A 15,581-nucleotide genomic window follows, 5' to 3' on the forward strand; every position below is an offset into this window, starting at 1 on the left:
GACAGTGGACGAGACCGGCCCGAACGGAGGAGGTGCACCTGATATACGCGGACAGCGCCCCCAAAAAAAGCCGTTCAGTCAGACTGAACGGCAATGCCGCCTTCGTGCATGTTCCAGGGATGTTTAATTAGCGCCGCAGTTGGGACAAGTCGCGCACCGCGCCACGGTCGGCCGAGGTGGTCAGCGCCGCATACGCCTGCAGCGCCTGCGACACATGGCGCTTGCGGTCGACCGGCTGCCACGCGTCATGCCCGCGCGCCTCCATCGTCGCGCGGCGGTGCGCCAGTTCCTCGGCCGTCACGCGCAGGTCGATGGTGCGCGCCGGAATGTCGATGTCGATCAGGTCGCCTTCTTCCACCAGCCCGATGGCGCCGCCTTCCGCTGCCTCCGGCGAGGCGTGGCCGATCACCAGGCCCGACGATCCGCCCGAGAAGCGGCCGTCGGTGAACAGCGCGCAGGCCTTGCCCAGGCCCTTCGACTTGATGTACGAGGTCGGGTACAGCATCTCCTGCATGCCCGGCCCGCCTTTCGGGCCTTCGTAGCGGATGATGACCACGTCGCCCGCATGCACGGTGTCACCGAGGATCGCCTCGACCGCCGCGTCCTGGCTCTCGAACACGCGCGCCCTGCCCGAGAACTTCAGGATGCTTTCGTCGACGCCGGCGGTCTTGACGATGCAGCCCTTCTCGGCGATGTTCCCGTACAGGACCGCCAGGCCGCCATCCTGCGAATAGGCGTGCGCGCGGTCGCGGATGCAGCCGCTGGTGCGGTCCAGGTCGTTCTGTTCGTAGCGTTCCGATTGCGAGAACGCCACCTGGGTCGGCACGCCGCCCGGCGCCGCGCGGAACCAGCGGTGCACTTCGGGGTCGTCGCTCCGCTTGATGTCGTATTTCTCGATCGCCGCGCCGATGCTGGGACTGTGCACGGTCGGCAGCGAGGTGTCGAGCAGGCCGGCGCGCGCCAGCTCGCCCAGGATCGCGGTGATGCCGCCGGCGCGGTGCACGTCCTCGATGTGGAATTTATCGGTCATCGGCGCGACTTTGCACAGGCAGGGCACCTCGCGCGAGATGCGGTCGATGTCGGCCATCGTGAACTCGACCTGCGCCTCGTGCGCGGCGGCCAGCAGGTGCAGCACGGTATTGGTCGAGCCGCCCATCGAGACGTCGAGCGCCATCGCGTTCTCGAACGCCGCCTTGGTGGCGATCGAGCGCGGCAGCACGGAATAATCGTCGCCCTCGTAGTGCCGTTTCGCCAGCTCGACCACTAGGCGGCCGGCGCGCAGGAACAGTTCCTTGCGGTCGGCGTGGGTGGCGACGATGGTGCCGTTGCCCGGCAAGGACAGGCCGAGCGCCTCGGTCAGGCAGTTCATCGAGTTGGCGGTGAACATGCCGGAACACGAGCCGCAGGTCGGACAGGCCGAGCGTTCCACTTCCGCGACGTCGGCGTCGGAGACACTGGCGTCGCCGGCCTTGATCATGGCGTCGATCAGGTCGAGCTTGATCACCTTGCGCTCGTTGTTGACGACCTTGACCACCTTGCCGGCCTCCATCGGGCCGCCCGAAACAAACACGGTCGGGATGTTCAGGCGCATCGCGGCCATCAGCATGCCGGGCGTGATCTTGTCGCAGTTCGAGATGCACACCATGGCGTCGGCGCAGTGGGCATTGACCATGTACTCGACCGAGTCGGCGATCAGGTCGCGCGAGGGCAGCGAATACAGCATGCCGCCATGGCCCATGGCGATGCCGTCGTCGACCGCGATGGTGTTGAATTCCTTGGCCACGCCGCCGGCCGCCTCGATCTCGCGCGCGACCAGCTGGCCCAGGTCCTTCAGGTGCACGTGGCCGGGCACGAACTGGGTGAAGGAATTGACGACGGCAATGATCGGCTTGTCGAAGTCGCCGTCCTTCATGCCGGTGGCGCGCCACAGTGCGCGGGCTCCGGCCATATTGCGGCCCTGGGTGGTGGTGTGCGAACGGTATGTCGGCATGGATGCTCCTGCATAAGCGAAAAACAATGATGGCATCAGGGTGAAGGCTGGAGCTGGATTTGTCCAATATATGATGGTGCCGCCTGTAAGTGGTTCCGCGTATCACACAAGTGGAGTGGCGGAGGCTGTCGTGTTGCTGTGCTTGTGCTGCTATGCTATTGCTTTGTAACACGTGGAGTGGTGGGCATGGAGCGCAGGGATTTTGTACGACTGGGTTTGGCGGCCGGCGCGGCCGCGGGGACATCTGGCCTGGCACTGGCCGCGACCGCGCAGAAGCCGTCGTCCGCAAGGTTCAAGCCCGACCCGATGCTCGAAGCCGGCGTTCAGCTCCAGCAGCAGGCCATGCGCGCCGGCAAGCTGACGGCGCAGGCACTCGCCGCCCGTTACCTGGCCCGCATCGAGGCCGTCGACCGCGCCGGCCCACGCCTGCGTTCGGTCATCGAGCTGAACCCCGACGCCCTCGAGATCGCCCGCGAACGCGACCGCGAGCGCAAGGCCGGCAAGCTGCGCGGCCCGCTGCACGGCATCCCGGTGCTATTGAAGGACAATATCGCCACCGGCGACAAGATGTGCACCACCGCCGGCTCGCTGGCGCTGGACGGCGTGCGCGCCGCGCGCGACGCCCACCTGGTCGCGCGGCTGCGCAGCGCCGGCGCGGTCATCCTCGGCAAGACCAATCTGTCGGAATGGGCAAACATGCGCTCGGTGCGCTCGACCAGCGGCTGGAGCGCGCGCGGAGGCCAGACCCGCAACCCGTATGCGCTCGACCGCAACACCAGCGGTTCGAGTTCCGGTTCGGCGGCGGCCATGGCGGCCAGCCTGGCCACGCTGGCGGTGGGCACCGAGACCGACGGCTCGATCGTCTCACCCAGCTCCAGCTGCGGCATCGTCGGCATCAAGCCGACCCTGGGCCTGGTCAGCCGCGCCGGCATCATCCCGATCGCGCATTCGCAGGACACGGCCGGCCCGATGACGCGCAGCGTGGCCGACGCCGCCTTCCTGCTGGGCGCGCTGGCCGGTCCCGATCCGCAAGACGGCGCGACCGCCAAGGCCCCGCGCATCAACTATGCCAGCTTCCTGCGCAAGGACGGCCTGCGCGGCAAGCGCCTGGGCGTGGCGCGCGACTTCTTCGGCGCCAATGACGGGGTGAATGCCCTGATCGAAAAAGAGCTGAGCCTGCTGAGGGAGCAGGGCGCGATCCTGGAAGACGTCACGATCCCCAACAGCGACAAGTACGGCGAGACCGAGCTGACGGTGCTGCTGCATGAATTCCGGCCCGACCTCGAGGCCTGGCTGGCGGCCTATGCGCCGCACGCGCCGGTCAAGACCATGGCCGACATCATCGACTTCAACGTGCGCAACGCGAAGCGTGAGATGCCGTACTTCGGCCAGGAACACCTGATCGCGGCCCAGTCGAAGGGCGGCCTGCAGGCGCGCGACTACGTGAAGGCGCTGGCCAATAACCGGCGCTATGCGCGCGACAAGGGACTGGAGCAGGTGCTGCGCGACCGCAAGCTCGACGCCCTGGTGGCGCCGACCGGCGGGCCGGCCTGGCTCACCGACTACATCAACGGCGACCATTACGGCAGCAGCTTTTCGTCGCCGGCGGCGGTGGCCGGCTATCCGCACGTCACGGTGCCGGCCGGCCTGCTGCACGGGCTGCCGGTCGGCCTTTCCTTCGTCGGCAAGGCATGGAGCGAGCCGGCGTTGATCGCCATGGCCTATGCCTATGAGCAGGCTGGCCGGCGGCGCAGGGCGCCGACCTATGTGGCGCACATCAGGGTCTAGCGGCTAGCGTTGCACTGCCTGTTTTGCCTGCGTGAAAACGGGTCCCCATTGCGGGTGTCCATGCTCGCCCGGACCGAGATCGAAGGATGGATCGAGCTTGAACGCGCGGTCGAAAGTCTGGCGGCACAGCGCCTGGCGGCCCGTCACGCAATAGCTGAAGGCGGTGTACTTGAGGGCGGTCAGGCGGTCGCGCTGGCCGGCGCCGTTCATGTCGCTGCCGTTCAGGCGCCGGATCGCGCCGTCGTAGTCGCCCTTGTCGTAGAGCGCGATGCCTTCGCGCAGTGCAGTGCGACCGTCCGCGTCGTCGCGTTTCGACGCCGGCGCGGCGGGACGGCTCGCCTGCGGCGCGCGCTGGGCGCGCTGGGTGCGTGGCTGGGCGCCGTCGGCGCGCGGATGCGGGCGCGCCTTTTCCTGTCCACCGAACATGGGGCCGAATTGGGCGCAACCCGTCAGGGTCAGCGCCAGCGCGGCCAGTGTGGCCGCGCGGCTCATGGTAACGATACTCAATGTGCTGCCTCCTCGGTGAAATCAAGTTCGATCGTTCCCGCCTGGCCTTCGACCGAGTGCACGGTGACGGTGTGTTCCGGGAAGCTCGGGTTGACGATGCGGATCGTGTGCTCGCCCGGCGGCAGCGTGATGCGCCTGAGCGGCGGGCTCGCCCCGCGCGCGACGCCGTCGACGACGATCGTGCCCCAGGGCTTGACCGCCAGCGTATAGGTCGTGCCGGCGACGGCCGCCTCGAGCGGCGTGCCCCTGGGCGCGAGCTGGACGGCGGTGGGCGGCACCGCGGCATCCGGCGCGGGCGGCGGCGCGACCGGCGCGCCGGACGCGGTTTCGTCGATCACCGGGCCCTCGAGCCGGGGGGCGGGTTCCTGGGGCAGCGCCACCAGCGGCGCCTCGGAGGCGTTGTAAGGGTCTTCGAGCGCGGGCGGCACGGACAGGGCCAGCGCGTCGCTGGAGTCGGCCTGGCGCAGCAGCGCGAACAGGGCGGCCAGGGCCGCCGCCACGACCAGCGCGGCGATGCCGATCCACAGCCAGCGCCGCGGGCGCTCGGTGGTGGCAGGGGCCGCCGCCGGGTCGGGTGCGGAACGGGTCCGGGGCACGTGGACGGACGCAGAAGGAGGTGCAGGCGTAAGCGCCGGCGCCACCTGCGCATCGGCGGGCGCTGCCGCTTGCACGGGCGCGGCATCGTCTTCTTCCGGCGGCAGCAACGCCGCGGGTGGCGGCGCGAGCACGACGATGCCCAGCAGCTCACGCATTTGTTCGATGGTGCGCGGGCGCGCGGCCGGATCCGGGGCCAGGCAGCGGTCGATGGCCTCGATGAAGGATGCGCCATAGTCGCCGAGCGGGCGGCCGCGCAGCGGCGTGGTGGACACGAGGTCGAGCGTTACCGCATAGTGCACCACGGCGGCCAGGTCGTGCACGTCGCGCGCCTCGATCTCGGGCAGCGCGTCGGGGTCCGGCTCTTCGTCCGAGCTGGGCAGCAGCATCGGGTCGCCCGAATCGAGGATGAGCAGGGTGTCGGGCGTGATCAGTCGGTGCGGCATGCGCATGCCGTACTGCACCTCGAGCGATTGCAGCACCTGGCGCACGATGCGGCGGCACCAGGCTTCGCTGACCATTTCGTGGTTGTGCTCGACGATTTCGCGGACGGTACGGCCGTCGAGCTGCTGTGCTGCGGTGTCGGGACTCATCATGGCATCGTGACGGACGCTGGCGCCGCGTCCGGTGAATGTTTATTTGTTGCAAATAATGCCAGAATTGCGCCAGGAATGGCGCTGTCCCGCTCAACCGTGCGCGGTAGTTACAAATGCAGTGTGGGCGTTCAGACTTCCACGAAGCGCATCTTGAACCAGCGGCCCTTGATGGCGCCGAAGCCCGGTCCCGGCGCATCGCCTTGCCCCAGGCGCGCGACCGCGGCCTCGGCCACGGTCCGCTCCAGCGCGATATAGCTGTTGAACTCGCCAATATTGATCTTGCCGACCTGTTCGCGGGTCAGGCCGGCGTCGCCGGTCAGTGCGCCCAGCAGGTCGCCCGGACGCAGCTTGGCCTTCTTGCCGCCGGCCACGCACAGGGTCACCATCGGCGCCGGCGCGGCCGGTTCCTGGTGCTCGCCCAGCGCGTCGAGGTTTTCCCAGATCGCTTCCTGGTTCTGGTATTCCTCGACCAGGCGCACCCATTTCTTTTCGTTCGGCGCCACCAGGGTATGCGCCATGCCGCTCGCGCCGGCGCGGCCGGTGCGGCCGACGCGGTGCACGTGGACCTCGGGGTCGCGCGAGACGTCGACGTTGATCACGGTGTCGAGGTCGGCGATGTCGAGGCCGCGCGCGGCGACGTCGGTGGCCACCAGCACCGAGCAGCTGCGGTTACTGAACAGCACCAGGATCTCGTCGCGCTCCTGCTGTTCCAGTTCGCCGTACAGCGCCAGCGCCGAGAAGCCTTGCGCCTGCAGGCTGTCGGCGAGTTCACGGCAGCGCGCCTTGGTATTGCAGAAGGCGAGGGCCGACACCGGGCGATGCGCCTTGAGCAGGCGGCCCACTGCGTCCTCGCGGCCTTCGAAGCCGATCTCGTAGAAGCGCTGGTCGATCGCCTCCAGGCTGTGCTGGCCCTCGACCGTCACTTCCAGCGGGTCGCGCAGGAAGCCGGCGGTGGCGAAGCGGATATCGTCCGGGTAGGTCGCCGAGAACAGCAGGGTCTGGCGATGGACCGGCGTGGCCGAGACGATGCCCGCGATCTCGTCATAGAAACCCATGTCGGTCATGCGGTCGGCTTCGTCGAGCACCAGGGTCTGCACCTTCGACAGGTCGAGCGTGGCGCGGCCCAGGTGGTCGCGGATGCGGCCCGGGGTGCCGACCACGATGTGGGCGCCATGCTCGAGCGAAGCGATCTGCGGACGCATCGAGACGCCGCCGGTCAGGGTCAGGATCTTGACGTTGCCGACGCCGCGCGCCAGGCGCCGCAATTCGCCCGCGACCTGGTCGGCCAGTTCGCGCGTCGGGCACAGCACCAGGCCCTGCACCGCGAACCAGGCCGGATTGAGCTTGTTCAGGATGCCGATGCCGAAGGCCGCGGTCTTGCCGCTGCCGGTCTTGGCCTGGGCGATCAGGTCGCGCCCGGCCAGCACCGACGGCAGGGTCTCGGCCTGCACTTGCGTCATGTGGTGGTAGCCGAGGGTGGCCAGGTTGGCGAGGAAACGCGGTTCGAGGGACAGCGAGGTGAACGAGTCGGATTGCATGGCTAAGCCTCCAGCCGGCAGGGCCGGGCTATTCGGGATCGGGCGCCCAGACCGGCAGGCCGGTCAGGTCGAGTTTGTCGTCGCGCTTCCAGACGGGCAGGCCGGTGGTGTCGGTTTCTTCGAGCAGGTGCAGCTGCTCTTGCTTGAGCGCGATGCGGCGCGGACGAGGACCGGTGCGTTTGGGCGCCGGGTTCTGTTCGGGACTGGAGCCAGGCAGCACAACGAGCGGCGCGGCCGGCTCGAAGCCCGGCAGGTCGAACGTTGCGTTGTCTTTCTTGTCTCTCATCCTCTGCCTTTTGTTGCCGCAGAAAACAAAAGCCCGGCTCGTTGAGTCGGGCTTCGTATCGAATTTGGTTGCGGGGACAGGATTTGAACCTGTGACCTTCGGGTTATGAGCCCGACGAGCTGCCAGACTGCTCCACCCCGCGTCTGAGAACGTCAGTATAGCGCGCCTTGGCGCTAATTGCAATCGACGGCCCTGAACCGCCGGCGCACCCGCGCAGGCGGGGGCGAGTTCAGGTGAGCCGCTAAAAAATCAAGCAGCGCGCAAGCGCCACAACGATGTGACTTCCTTCGAGCGCGCCGCATGCAGCGGATCGTCCGGATCGCTGGCGCGCGGGTGAACCGGGCGCGTGTCGTGGCGCGCCACGACTTCCAGCCCCGCGTCCGCGATCCAGCCCAGCAGCTGCTCGCGGCTGCGCAGGCCCAGGTGCTCGGCAAAATCCGACATGATCAGCCAGCCTTCGCCGCCGGGCTCCAGATGCGCTTTCAGTCCGCCGAGGAAGCCGCGCAGCATGCGGCTGTCCGGATCGTAGATCGCATATTCGATCGCCGAACTCGGTTTGCCCGGCAGCCAGGGGGGATTGCAGACCACCAAGGGTGCGCGGCCGTCCGGGAACAGGTCGGCCCGGACCACCTCGACCTGCGCGGCCAGGCCGAGGCGCGCGACGTTCTCGCGCGTGCAGCCGAGCGCCCGCGCATCCATGTCGGTGGCGATCACCTGCATCCCGCGCCGCGCCAGTACGGCGGACAGGACGCCGGTGCCGGCGCCGATGTCGAAGGCGACCTTGGCGCCGGCCGGCAGCGGCGCCTGCGCCACCAGCTCGACGTATTCGCCGCGCACCGGCGAGAACACGCCATACCATGGGTGGATGCGGTCGCCGAGCGCGGCAATCTCGACGCCCTTGCGGCGCCACTCATGGGCGCCGATCACGCCCAGCAGCTCGCGCAGCGAAGCTATATAGGGCTCGTCGGCCGGGCCATAGGCTTCCAGGCAGGCCAGGCGCGCATCCGGCGCGCGCCGCAGCGGGATGCCGTGGTCGGCCTCGAACGGGATCAGGACCATGGCAAGCAGGCGGGCGCGCTGGAGCTGGGTCAGGCGGTGGCGATGGAACGCTTCCGTCGGCGTGGCCGGCGTCCTTGGCTTGGCGCGGCGGCCGCGTTCGCCCTTGTGCTCGATACGGCGCACCAGCGCCTGCAGCAGCTGGCGCGCATTCTGGAAGTCGCCGCGCCAGAGCAGGGCGGTGCCGTCCAGCGCCAGGCGATAGGCTGCGTCCGCGCTCATGGTGTCGTCGGCCAACACCACTTTCTTTGGTACGGGCCAGCCGCTCTCGGAACGCCACAGCGCCGAGCGCGTCTCGCCGCCTTCCACCCATTCGATGCGCGTCGTCATATCAGTGATGGTGATGCCAGGTGCCGTCGCTCGACTCAAGATAGGACTTCACGGCGTCCGGGCTGCCGGTGGCGTGACGTTTCACTTCGCCGCAATCGCAGATGCCCTGGTAGGGCTGGATGTGCGAGCAGGCGGACACTTTCTGGAGGAAGGCTTTGACCGGCTTCGTGCACTTGGCGCACTTGAAGGTCAGGATGCGGGCGGGCTTCATGGTTGGCGATGGTGTGAATGAAAAGAGCGGCATTTTACACCCGCCGCCCTGTCGTCCCGGCTTGGCGACCCAGGAATTGACAAGAAAGAATCGTCAAACCTATACTCGAATGATCGCGCTAACACTAAATGTTATAAATTGTTATTACAGCTCGCGATGCACCATAATAAACTGGAGACAAGAAAGCTCATGACACTGACACTGAAGCTGTTCAGGCGCGCCTTCGCGCCATTGACTGCGCTATGCGCGGTGCTGGCCGCGCCCTCGGCCTGGGCGCTGGGCGAGCGCCAGTTCGTCCGCTTCGACGCGAGTCCGCAAGCGGTGGTGCTGGCAGACAAAGGCCGCGCCGCGCCCCTGCTGGTCGACCCGAACGACGATGCGGGCGTGCGGCGCGCCGTCGCCGACCTCCAGGGCGACATCGCGCTGGTCTCCGGCGCCAGGCCGGTCCTCGCCAGCAACGCCGGCAGCGCGCTGGATAACGTGATCATCGTCGGCACCCTCGGCCAGAGCGCCCTGGTCGATCGCCTCGCCGCCGAGGGCAAGATCGACGCCGCCGCCATCCGCGGCAAATGGGAGGGCTTCCTGATCCAGGCCGTGGCCAACCCGATGCCGGGCGTGGCGCGTGCGCTGGTGGTGGCCGGCAGCGACCGGCGCGGCGCCATCTTCGGCGTCTATACCCTGTCGGAACAGATCGGCGTCTCGCCCTGGAAGTGGTGGGCCGACGTGGTCCCGGCGCGCCAGGCGACTCTGGCCGTCGCGCCCGACACCAGGGTGAGCGATGCCCCCGTGGTGCAGTACCGCGGCATCTTCCTGAACGACGAAGCGCCGGCGCTGACCAACTGGGCCAAGGAGAAGTACGGTGGCTTCAACCACCGCTTCTACGAGAAGGTATTCGAGCTCGTGCTGCGCCTGCGCGGCAACTACCTGTGGCCGGCGATGTGGCCGCCCGCCGCCTTCTATGCCGACGACCCGGAGAATGGCCGCCTGGCCCACGAGATGGGCATCATCATGGGCACCTCGCACCACGAGCCGATGATGCGCGCGCACGACGAGTGGGCCCGCTTCGGCAAGGGCGCCTGGGACTACAGCAAGAATGCCGCCGGCCTGCAGGAGTTCTGGAAGCAGGGCCTGCGCAACTCGCATGGCCAGGACCGCGTGATCACGCTGGGCATGCGCGGCGACGGCGACGAGCCGATGTCCGAGGAAGACAACGTCGACCTGCTGCAGAAGATCGTGCGCGACCAGCGCGCGATGATCGAGAAGGATACCGGCAAGCCGGCCGGCGAAGTGCCGCAGGTGTGGGCGCTGTACAAGGAAGTGCAGGGCTATTACGAGAAGGGCATGCGCGTGCCGGACGACGTGCTGCTGCTCTGGTGCGACGACAACTGGGCCAATATCCGCCGCCTGCCGACGCCGGAGGAACGCGCGCGTCCGGGCGGGGCCGGCGTCTACTACCACTTCGACTACGTGGGCGGCCCGCGTTCGTATAAATGGCTGAACGTGACGCCGATCCCGAAGATCTGGGAACAGATGCACCTGGCCTGGCAGTACGACGCCAAGCGCATGTGGATCGTCAACGTCGGCGACCTGAAACCGATGGAAGTGCCGATCGAGTTCTTCCTGACCTATGCGTGGAATCCGGCGGCCTGGCCGGCCGAGCGCTTGCCGGAGTACCTGCGCCTGTGGGCCACGCGCGAGTTCGGCGCCGAGCACGCGGCGGAAATCGCCGAGCTGGTCGAGGGATACACGCGCTTCAATGGCCGCCGCAAGCCCGAGCAGCTCGCGCCGGATACCTATAGCGTGCTCAATTACGACGAAGCGGGCCGCATCGCGCGCGACTACGCCGCGCTGGCCGAGCGCGCAGCCAAGGTGGCCGCCAGGCTGCGTCCCGAACAGCGCGACGCTTTCTTCCAGCTGGTGCAGTATCCGGTCGCGGCGTCCGCCAATATGAACCAGCTGTACGTGGCGGCCGGCCTGAACCACCATTACGCCACCCAGTTCCGCGCCACCACCAACGACATGGCCGATCGCGTGCAGGCGCTGTACAAGAACGACGTCGAACTGGCGCGGCAATACCATGCGATCGGCGGCGGCAAGTGGAACCACCTGATGTCGCAGACCCGCTTCGGCTACGTCAACTGGGAGCAGCCGCGCGCCAATGTGCTGCCGGCGGTGCATCGCATCGACGTGCCGGCCGGCGCGAACATGTCGGTGGCGGTCGAGGGCGGCGCCAAGGCCTGGGGCGCCTATGGCCTCAAGGCGCTGGACTTGCCGACCTTCGATCCCTATGCGAAGAAATCGCACTACCTCGACATCTTCAACCGAGGCAGTGCGCCTTTCGATTACCGCATCGAATCCAGTCAGCCCTGGGTGGTGGTGAGCAAGGCGAGCGGCAAGGTGACGGGCGAGCAGCGCGTGACGGTCGATGTGCGCTGGGACAAGGTGCCGGCCGCGCCGCAGCCGGCCGTGCTGACGATCACGGGACCGAACGATACGCGTGTGCTGGTCAACGTGCCGCTGCGCCGTGCGGACATCCCGAAAGGCGCCAAGGGCTTCGTCGAGACCGATGGCGTGGTGTCGATCGAGGCCGCCAACCACACCCGTGCGCTGGCGCCCAAGGGCCGCGAATGGCTGAAGATTCCCGGCCATGGCCGCACCGATTCGGGCGTGACGACGCTGCCAGTCACCGCGGCGGCGCTCCATGTGAAAGACGGCATGCGTCTTGAATACGACGTCAGCACGGTCAGCAGCGGCCCGGTAAAAGTGCTGGTGACGCTGGCGCCGACCCTGAAGTTCCAGCCGGGCGCCGGTTTCCGCTACGCCGTGTCGATCGACGACGAGGCGCCGCAGATCGTCAACGTGCATGCGGACGAGTCGGAGAAATACTGGGAAAAGATCGTGTCGGATGGCGCGGCGGTGTTCACGACAGGGCACGTGCTGGCCAAGCCGGGCAGGCATGTGCTGAAGTTCTGGGCGCTCGATCCTGGCCTGGTGGTCCAGAAGCTGGTGATCGATGCGGGCGGCCTGAAGCCGAGCTACCTGGGGCCGCAGCAAAGCCCGCGCCTGTAAATGCTTTCATGGCGGCGCGGCACGATGTGACGCGCCGCCAGTGCGGCCTGGCCAGGCCGTGAGGCGGGCCGCCGTTACGCCAGCTTGTAAAAGCTCTCCCACTCCTTGCGCGGCGGCGCTCCGGCGAGCAGCGCATTGGCCTGCTGGTGATTCGTGATCTGTTTGCTGACCGGATCGAAAACGAGCCTGGCGTTGACCCGCTGGGCAATGACGCCCAATGCCATCGCCTGGCACAAGGGACCCGCGACCGCAAAGTTCGAGCGGCAGGTCTCCTCTCCCATGCAGGCTTTGAGGAAATTAGCGTAGTGATTCGATGGGCTTGTCGGCACGGCGGGCAGGGCGATGTCCCGTCCGGCCGCCCCAATGATGCTCAGTTCGGATCCGTGCGTACCGCCTTTGAAGACCAGGTCGTCGCCGTAGATGATCTTTCCGGGAGGCAGCTTGGCTGCAGCGCCACTGCCTTTCGATGGCGGCGGGACGTTTGGATCGACAATGGCTTCACCGAAGTTCTGCGGCAGCGGCGGCAGGTTGTCGACACCGTCGTACCACGTCAGCTCGAGCGGCGGCAGGGCGCCGCGCTGCGGGAACCTGAATGCCAGCGTGGAGGCTTGCGGGAAGATGAAGGGACTGTAGCCGTCGAGCTTCACGGCCTCGACTTCGGTCGGCAAGCCGAGCTGGAGAAACTCATGGGCCGTGTCGAAGATATGGGCGCCCCAGTCGCCAAGCGCGCCGTTGCCGTAGTCGAACCACGATCGCCAATCGCCGTTGATATAGCCTTGATTGTATTCATGGAACTGACCGGTCGCGGTCCACCCGTTCCAGTCCAGCGTGGCCGGTATCGGCTGGCGCGGCAGATAGCCGGACACCTTCATGCCATGCCAGCGGCGCGGATTGTTCATATGCGCGGTGATGGCGCGCACGTTCTTGATGATGCCGGCGTCGACCCAGGACTTGAACTGGAAATAGTTCGCCTCGGAGTGGCCCTGGTTACCCATCTGGGCGGCCACCTTGTACTTGCGTTCGGCCGCCATCATCAGTTCAATTTCTCTAAAGCTCTGTCCCATCGGCTTCTCGCAGTAGACGTGCTTGCCCTGAGACATTGCCAACATCGCGATCGGGAAGTGCGAGAAGTCCGGCGTGCCGATACTCACGGCGTCGATACGTCCGCCCATCGCGTCGAACATCCGGCGAAAATCCTGGAAACGCGGCACTTTCGGGAACATTGCGAGGATCTCGGCCGTATGCGGCGCACCCATGTCGACGTCGCACAGCGCCACGATGTTGGCCAGCCCGGTGGCGTGCAGTTCCTTGATGATCTGTGCGCCGCGATTGCCGATGCCGACGCAAGCCAGGTTGACCTTGCCGGCCGCCTTGGCGGCATAGGCGAACTCGGGCACGACGAGGGCGGCGAGAGCGCCCTTGACGAGGCGGCGGCGGGTCGAAGAATGCGAGTGCTGCATGGAGTCTCCTTGGTCTGTCATAGGGTGCTTATTTGTAGTCGCCAGGCCAGGCAATCTCGCCTCCCTGGTCCATTGCGGCTTGCCCCATCAGCGCGGCAATGCCGGATCGATAGGCGTGGTCGATCATCTGCGGGATCTGCTGGTTCAGACGAATTGCGTTGGCAAACGCCGCCATCGACAGGAGGGTGCCGTCGTCACCGCCAAGGTCGCGCCGCAGCGCCTGTCCAAGCGCGTCGCTTTTGCTGTCCGCTTTCCAGCTCGGCCCGCCAATGGGAATCGTCTCCATGCTGGCGCGCTCGATACGATCGACGACGGTCTTGATGCCGGGAGCGGGCGGCGGCTGTTCCATATACATTTTTCCGCTCTCGCCTTCGATCGTGCCCCGGGAACCCAGGATCTGGATCTCCATGCCATGGTGGCGATTACTGGTGAGCGAGTCGTAGATGAACGTGACGCCATCGCGGTAGCGAAACAGCACGTTCACGTTGTCGTGCACCTCACGCTGATCTTTCCAGTGATTGATGCTGCCGTAACCGATGCAGGAGAGCGGCGCGGCGTCGAGATACCAGTTGGCAATCTGCAGATGATGCGAAGCCAGTTCCGCCATGAGTCCGGCGGACGAGGCGCGGTACAGCCGCCAGTTCAGCTTGCGTTCGAGTTCGGGGCTCGGCACCTGGCGGCGCCAATCGTTGTTGCGGTGCCAGCTCGCGCGGATCTGCGTGATGGGTCCTATCCGACCCGACCGCACGATCTCGTGTGCATGGAGGAAGGAGGCGCTGAACAAGCGCTGGTGCCCGACCTGGAATACGCGCGTGCCGCTGCTTGCCGCCCGCGCGATGGCCTTGCACTCGTCGGTGGTGAGCGCCAGGCTCTTTTCGCAGAACACATGCTTGTCGGCCGCCATCGCATTCAGGCACATGGCGGCATGCTCGTGCAGCGGCGTTGCGATCAGCACGCCATCGAGGTCCGGCATGTCGAGCAACTTGCGGTAATCGGCGAAGGCCTTCGGCTTGCCTCCCGCAAGCGCCATGGCGGCGGTCAGGTGTGGCGGGTAATCGTCGCACAGCGCCGCCACCTCGACGCCAGGGGTCGTCAAGAGGTGTTGCAGCAGCAGTTTGCCGCGTGAGCCGGTGCCGATCATGCCAAGCCGTACGCGATCCGATGGCGCGCCGCCCACGGGCTGCGCGCGCAATGGCGCCATCCATGGCAACCCGCTCAGCAGGCTGGAGCCGGCGATGCTCACGGCCAGTCGCGCCAGGAAGCGGCGCCGCCGGTCCGAGTCGCTGGCGGCGGTGATGGGTTCGTCGGGGAATTGTTTATTCATGCTGCCATCTCTTTTCTGCGGTCCAGCCTGCTTCTTGTTTCAGGTAGGCGATCTCCACTGCCTGCGCGCCTGGATAGTTCCGCAGGACGGCTGCGCGCTGCGCGGCGGGCAGTACGAACAATGCAGTGGACAGCGCCTCGGCGTCGGCTGCGCTCGCACAGGCGACGGAGATCGTCCTGCATCCTTCCACCAGTTCGCCGGACGCTGGAATGACGATGTGCGCCTGGCCATCGCGGTTGCCGGAAGTGGACATCGCCGCGTCGCGCAGCGCGAAGCGATGCAGCGACCTGCCTTGCTCATACAGGTGTTCGACGCCGATCGGCCAGCAGTCGCCTGCCGGATGGGCGCCAATGACGCTCACGGAACTTTCCCCGAAGCTCAGGAGGGCTTGTTCCACTCCCTGATCGATCAGGTACTGGCCGACCACGTCAAGTGCGATTCCCTTGCCAATGCCGCCCAGGTCCAGTTGGACGTCGCGTTCGGCGAAGTGCAGCGTGCGCGCCGCGGCGTCGAAGTGCAGCAGGTCCATGCCGTGGCCGCGACGCCGCGCACCCTGGGCGATATCGAAGGCGCCCCCGGTCAGGCGGTGATGGCGCCGGCAGGTATCGAGCACCTGACATAGCCTGTCAGGCATGGGCGCCGGGCCGCGGGCGGCAGCGCGATTGAGCGTCGCCAGATCGCCGTCTGCGATGAAACGGCTCATCATCCGCTCCTGCTCGCGCAGCAGCGCCTGCGTGTGGCGAACAAGCACCATCCCGTCGCGCGTGTCGACAGCCGGCAGGACCATGCTGAAGCGCGTATTCATCGCGCCCATGGTGTGATGAAACATGTG

12 protein-coding genes and 1 tRNA gene are annotated in these 15,581 nt (G+C 67.0%); 2 read left to right on the forward strand and 11 right to left on the reverse strand.

Annotated features, from left to right (window positions below; genetic code table 11):
• Window positions 1–127: 127 nt before the first annotated feature.
• Window positions 128–1,990 (reverse strand): dihydroxy-acid dehydratase, encoded by a 1,863-nt coding sequence (gene ilvD, locus DIR46_RS22335; protein WP_109347199.1) that lies wholly within the window; start codon window positions 1,988–1,990, stop codon window positions 128–130.
• 186 nt (window positions 1,991–2,176) lie between these two features.
• On the opposite strand from ilvD, the gene DIR46_RS22340 reads away from it, so the two are divergent.
• Complete coding sequence (locus DIR46_RS22340; RefSeq protein WP_109347200.1) at window positions 2,177–3,778, forward strand: amidase; 1,602 nt, start codon at window positions 2,177–2,179, stop codon at window positions 3,776–3,778.
• 3 nt (window positions 3,779–3,781) lie between these two features.
• On the opposite strand, the gene DIR46_RS22345 is transcribed toward DIR46_RS22340, so the two are convergent.
• From DIR46_RS22345 to DIR46_RS22375, 7 genes are all read right to left on the reverse strand, one after another.
• The gene (locus DIR46_RS22345) at window positions 3,782–4,285 is read right to left on the reverse strand and encodes a TssQ family T6SS-associated lipoprotein (protein WP_109347201.1); all 504 of its coding nucleotides are present in this window, start codon (window positions 4,283–4,285) and stop codon (window positions 3,782–3,784) included.
• Window positions 4,282–5,475 (reverse strand): serine/threonine-protein kinase, encoded by a 1,194-nt coding sequence (locus DIR46_RS22350; protein WP_109347202.1) that lies wholly within the window; start codon window positions 5,473–5,475, stop codon window positions 4,282–4,284. The genes DIR46_RS22345 and DIR46_RS22350 overlap by 4 nt, the downstream gene beginning before the upstream one ends.
• A gap of 128 nt (window positions 5,476–5,603) precedes the next feature.
• Window positions 5,604–7,013, reverse strand: coding sequence for an ATP-dependent RNA helicase DbpA (dbpA, locus tag DIR46_RS22355; RefSeq protein WP_109347203.1), 1,410 nt, complete (start codon window positions 7,011–7,013; stop codon window positions 5,604–5,606).
• Window positions 7,014–7,041: 28 nt separating this feature from the next.
• Window positions 7,042–7,299, reverse strand: a complete 258-nt coding sequence (locus DIR46_RS22360) for a hypothetical protein (RefSeq protein ID WP_109347204.1) — start codon at window positions 7,297–7,299, stop codon at window positions 7,042–7,044.
• Window positions 7,300–7,364: 65 nt separating this feature from the next.
• Window positions 7,365–7,441: transfer RNA gene (locus DIR46_RS22365), tRNA-Met, on the reverse strand.
• Window positions 7,442–7,548: 107 nt separating this feature from the next.
• Window positions 7,549–8,685 (reverse strand): methyltransferase, encoded by a 1,137-nt coding sequence (locus tag DIR46_RS22370; RefSeq protein ID WP_205289020.1) that lies wholly within the window; start codon window positions 8,683–8,685, stop codon window positions 7,549–7,551.
• A gap of 1 nt (window position 8,686) precedes the next feature.
• Window positions 8,687–8,896, reverse strand: coding sequence for a hypothetical protein (locus tag DIR46_RS22375; RefSeq protein ID WP_109347205.1), 210 nt, complete (start codon window positions 8,894–8,896; stop codon window positions 8,687–8,689).
• A 189-nt stretch (window positions 8,897–9,085) separates the two neighbouring features.
• On the opposite strand from DIR46_RS22375, the gene DIR46_RS22380 reads away from it, so the two are divergent.
• Window positions 9,086–11,965 (forward strand): glycosyl hydrolase 115 family protein, encoded by a 2,880-nt coding sequence (locus tag DIR46_RS22380; protein WP_109347206.1) that lies wholly within the window; start codon window positions 9,086–9,088, stop codon window positions 11,963–11,965.
• Window positions 11,966–12,039: 74 nt separating this feature from the next.
• On the opposite strand, the gene DIR46_RS22385 is transcribed toward DIR46_RS22380, so the two are convergent.
• The 3 genes from DIR46_RS22385 to DIR46_RS22395 all read right to left on the reverse strand — a co-directional run bounded on the left by DIR46_RS22385 (window position 12,040) and on the right by DIR46_RS22395 (window position 15,578).
• Entirely contained in the window at window positions 12,040–13,362 is a 1,323-nt protein-coding gene (locus DIR46_RS22385) for a Gfo/Idh/MocA family oxidoreductase (protein ID WP_205289021.1), read from the reverse strand.
• A gap of 91 nt (window positions 13,363–13,453) precedes the next feature.
• Window positions 13,454–14,668 carry a Gfo/Idh/MocA family protein gene (locus DIR46_RS22390; protein ID WP_162819593.1) on the reverse strand — a complete coding sequence of 405 codons (1,215 nt, stop codon included), beginning with the start codon at window positions 14,666–14,668 and terminating at the stop codon, window positions 13,454–13,456.
• A 73-nt stretch (window positions 14,669–14,741) separates the two neighbouring features.
• Window positions 14,742–15,578 (reverse strand): FAD:protein FMN transferase, encoded by an 837-nt coding sequence (locus DIR46_RS22395; protein WP_109347209.1) that lies wholly within the window; start codon window positions 15,576–15,578, stop codon window positions 14,742–14,744.
• Window positions 15,579–15,581 lie beyond the last annotated feature (3 nt).

The sequence above is a fragment of the Massilia oculi genome (assembly GCF_003143515.1).
GTDB lineage: Bacteria > Pseudomonadota > Gammaproteobacteria > Burkholderiales > Burkholderiaceae_D > Telluria > Telluria oculi.

Coding starts and splice junctions, on each gene's coding strand:
- ilvD (WP_109347199.1), bottom strand. CDS start 1,990: ATGCCGACATACCGTTCGCACACCACCACCCAGGGCCGCAATATGGCC.
- DIR46_RS22340 (WP_109347200.1), top strand. CDS start 2,177: ATGGAGCGCAGGGATTTTGTACGACTGGGTTTGGCGGCCGGCGCGGCC.
- DIR46_RS22350 (WP_109347202.1), bottom strand. CDS start 5,475: ATGATGAGTCCCGACACCGCAGCACAGCAGCTCGACGGCCGTACCGTC.
- dbpA (WP_109347203.1), bottom strand. CDS start 7,013: ATGCAATCCGACTCGTTCACCTCGCTGTCCCTCGAACCGCGTTTCCTC.
- DIR46_RS22360 (WP_109347204.1), bottom strand. CDS start 7,299: ATGAGAGACAAGAAAGACAACGCAACGTTCGACCTGCCGGGCTTCGAG.
- DIR46_RS22370 (WP_205289020.1), bottom strand. CDS start 8,685: ATGACGACGCGCATCGAATGGGTGGAAGGCGGCGAGACGCGCTCGGCG.
- DIR46_RS22375 (WP_109347205.1), bottom strand. CDS start 8,896: ATGAAGCCCGCCCGCATCCTGACCTTCAAGTGCGCCAAGTGCACGAAG.
- DIR46_RS22380 (WP_109347206.1), top strand. CDS start 9,086: ATGACACTGACACTGAAGCTGTTCAGGCGCGCCTTCGCGCCATTGACT.
- DIR46_RS22395 (WP_109347209.1), bottom strand. CDS start 15,578: ATGTTTCATCACACCATGGGCGCGATGAATACGCGCTTCAGCATGGTC.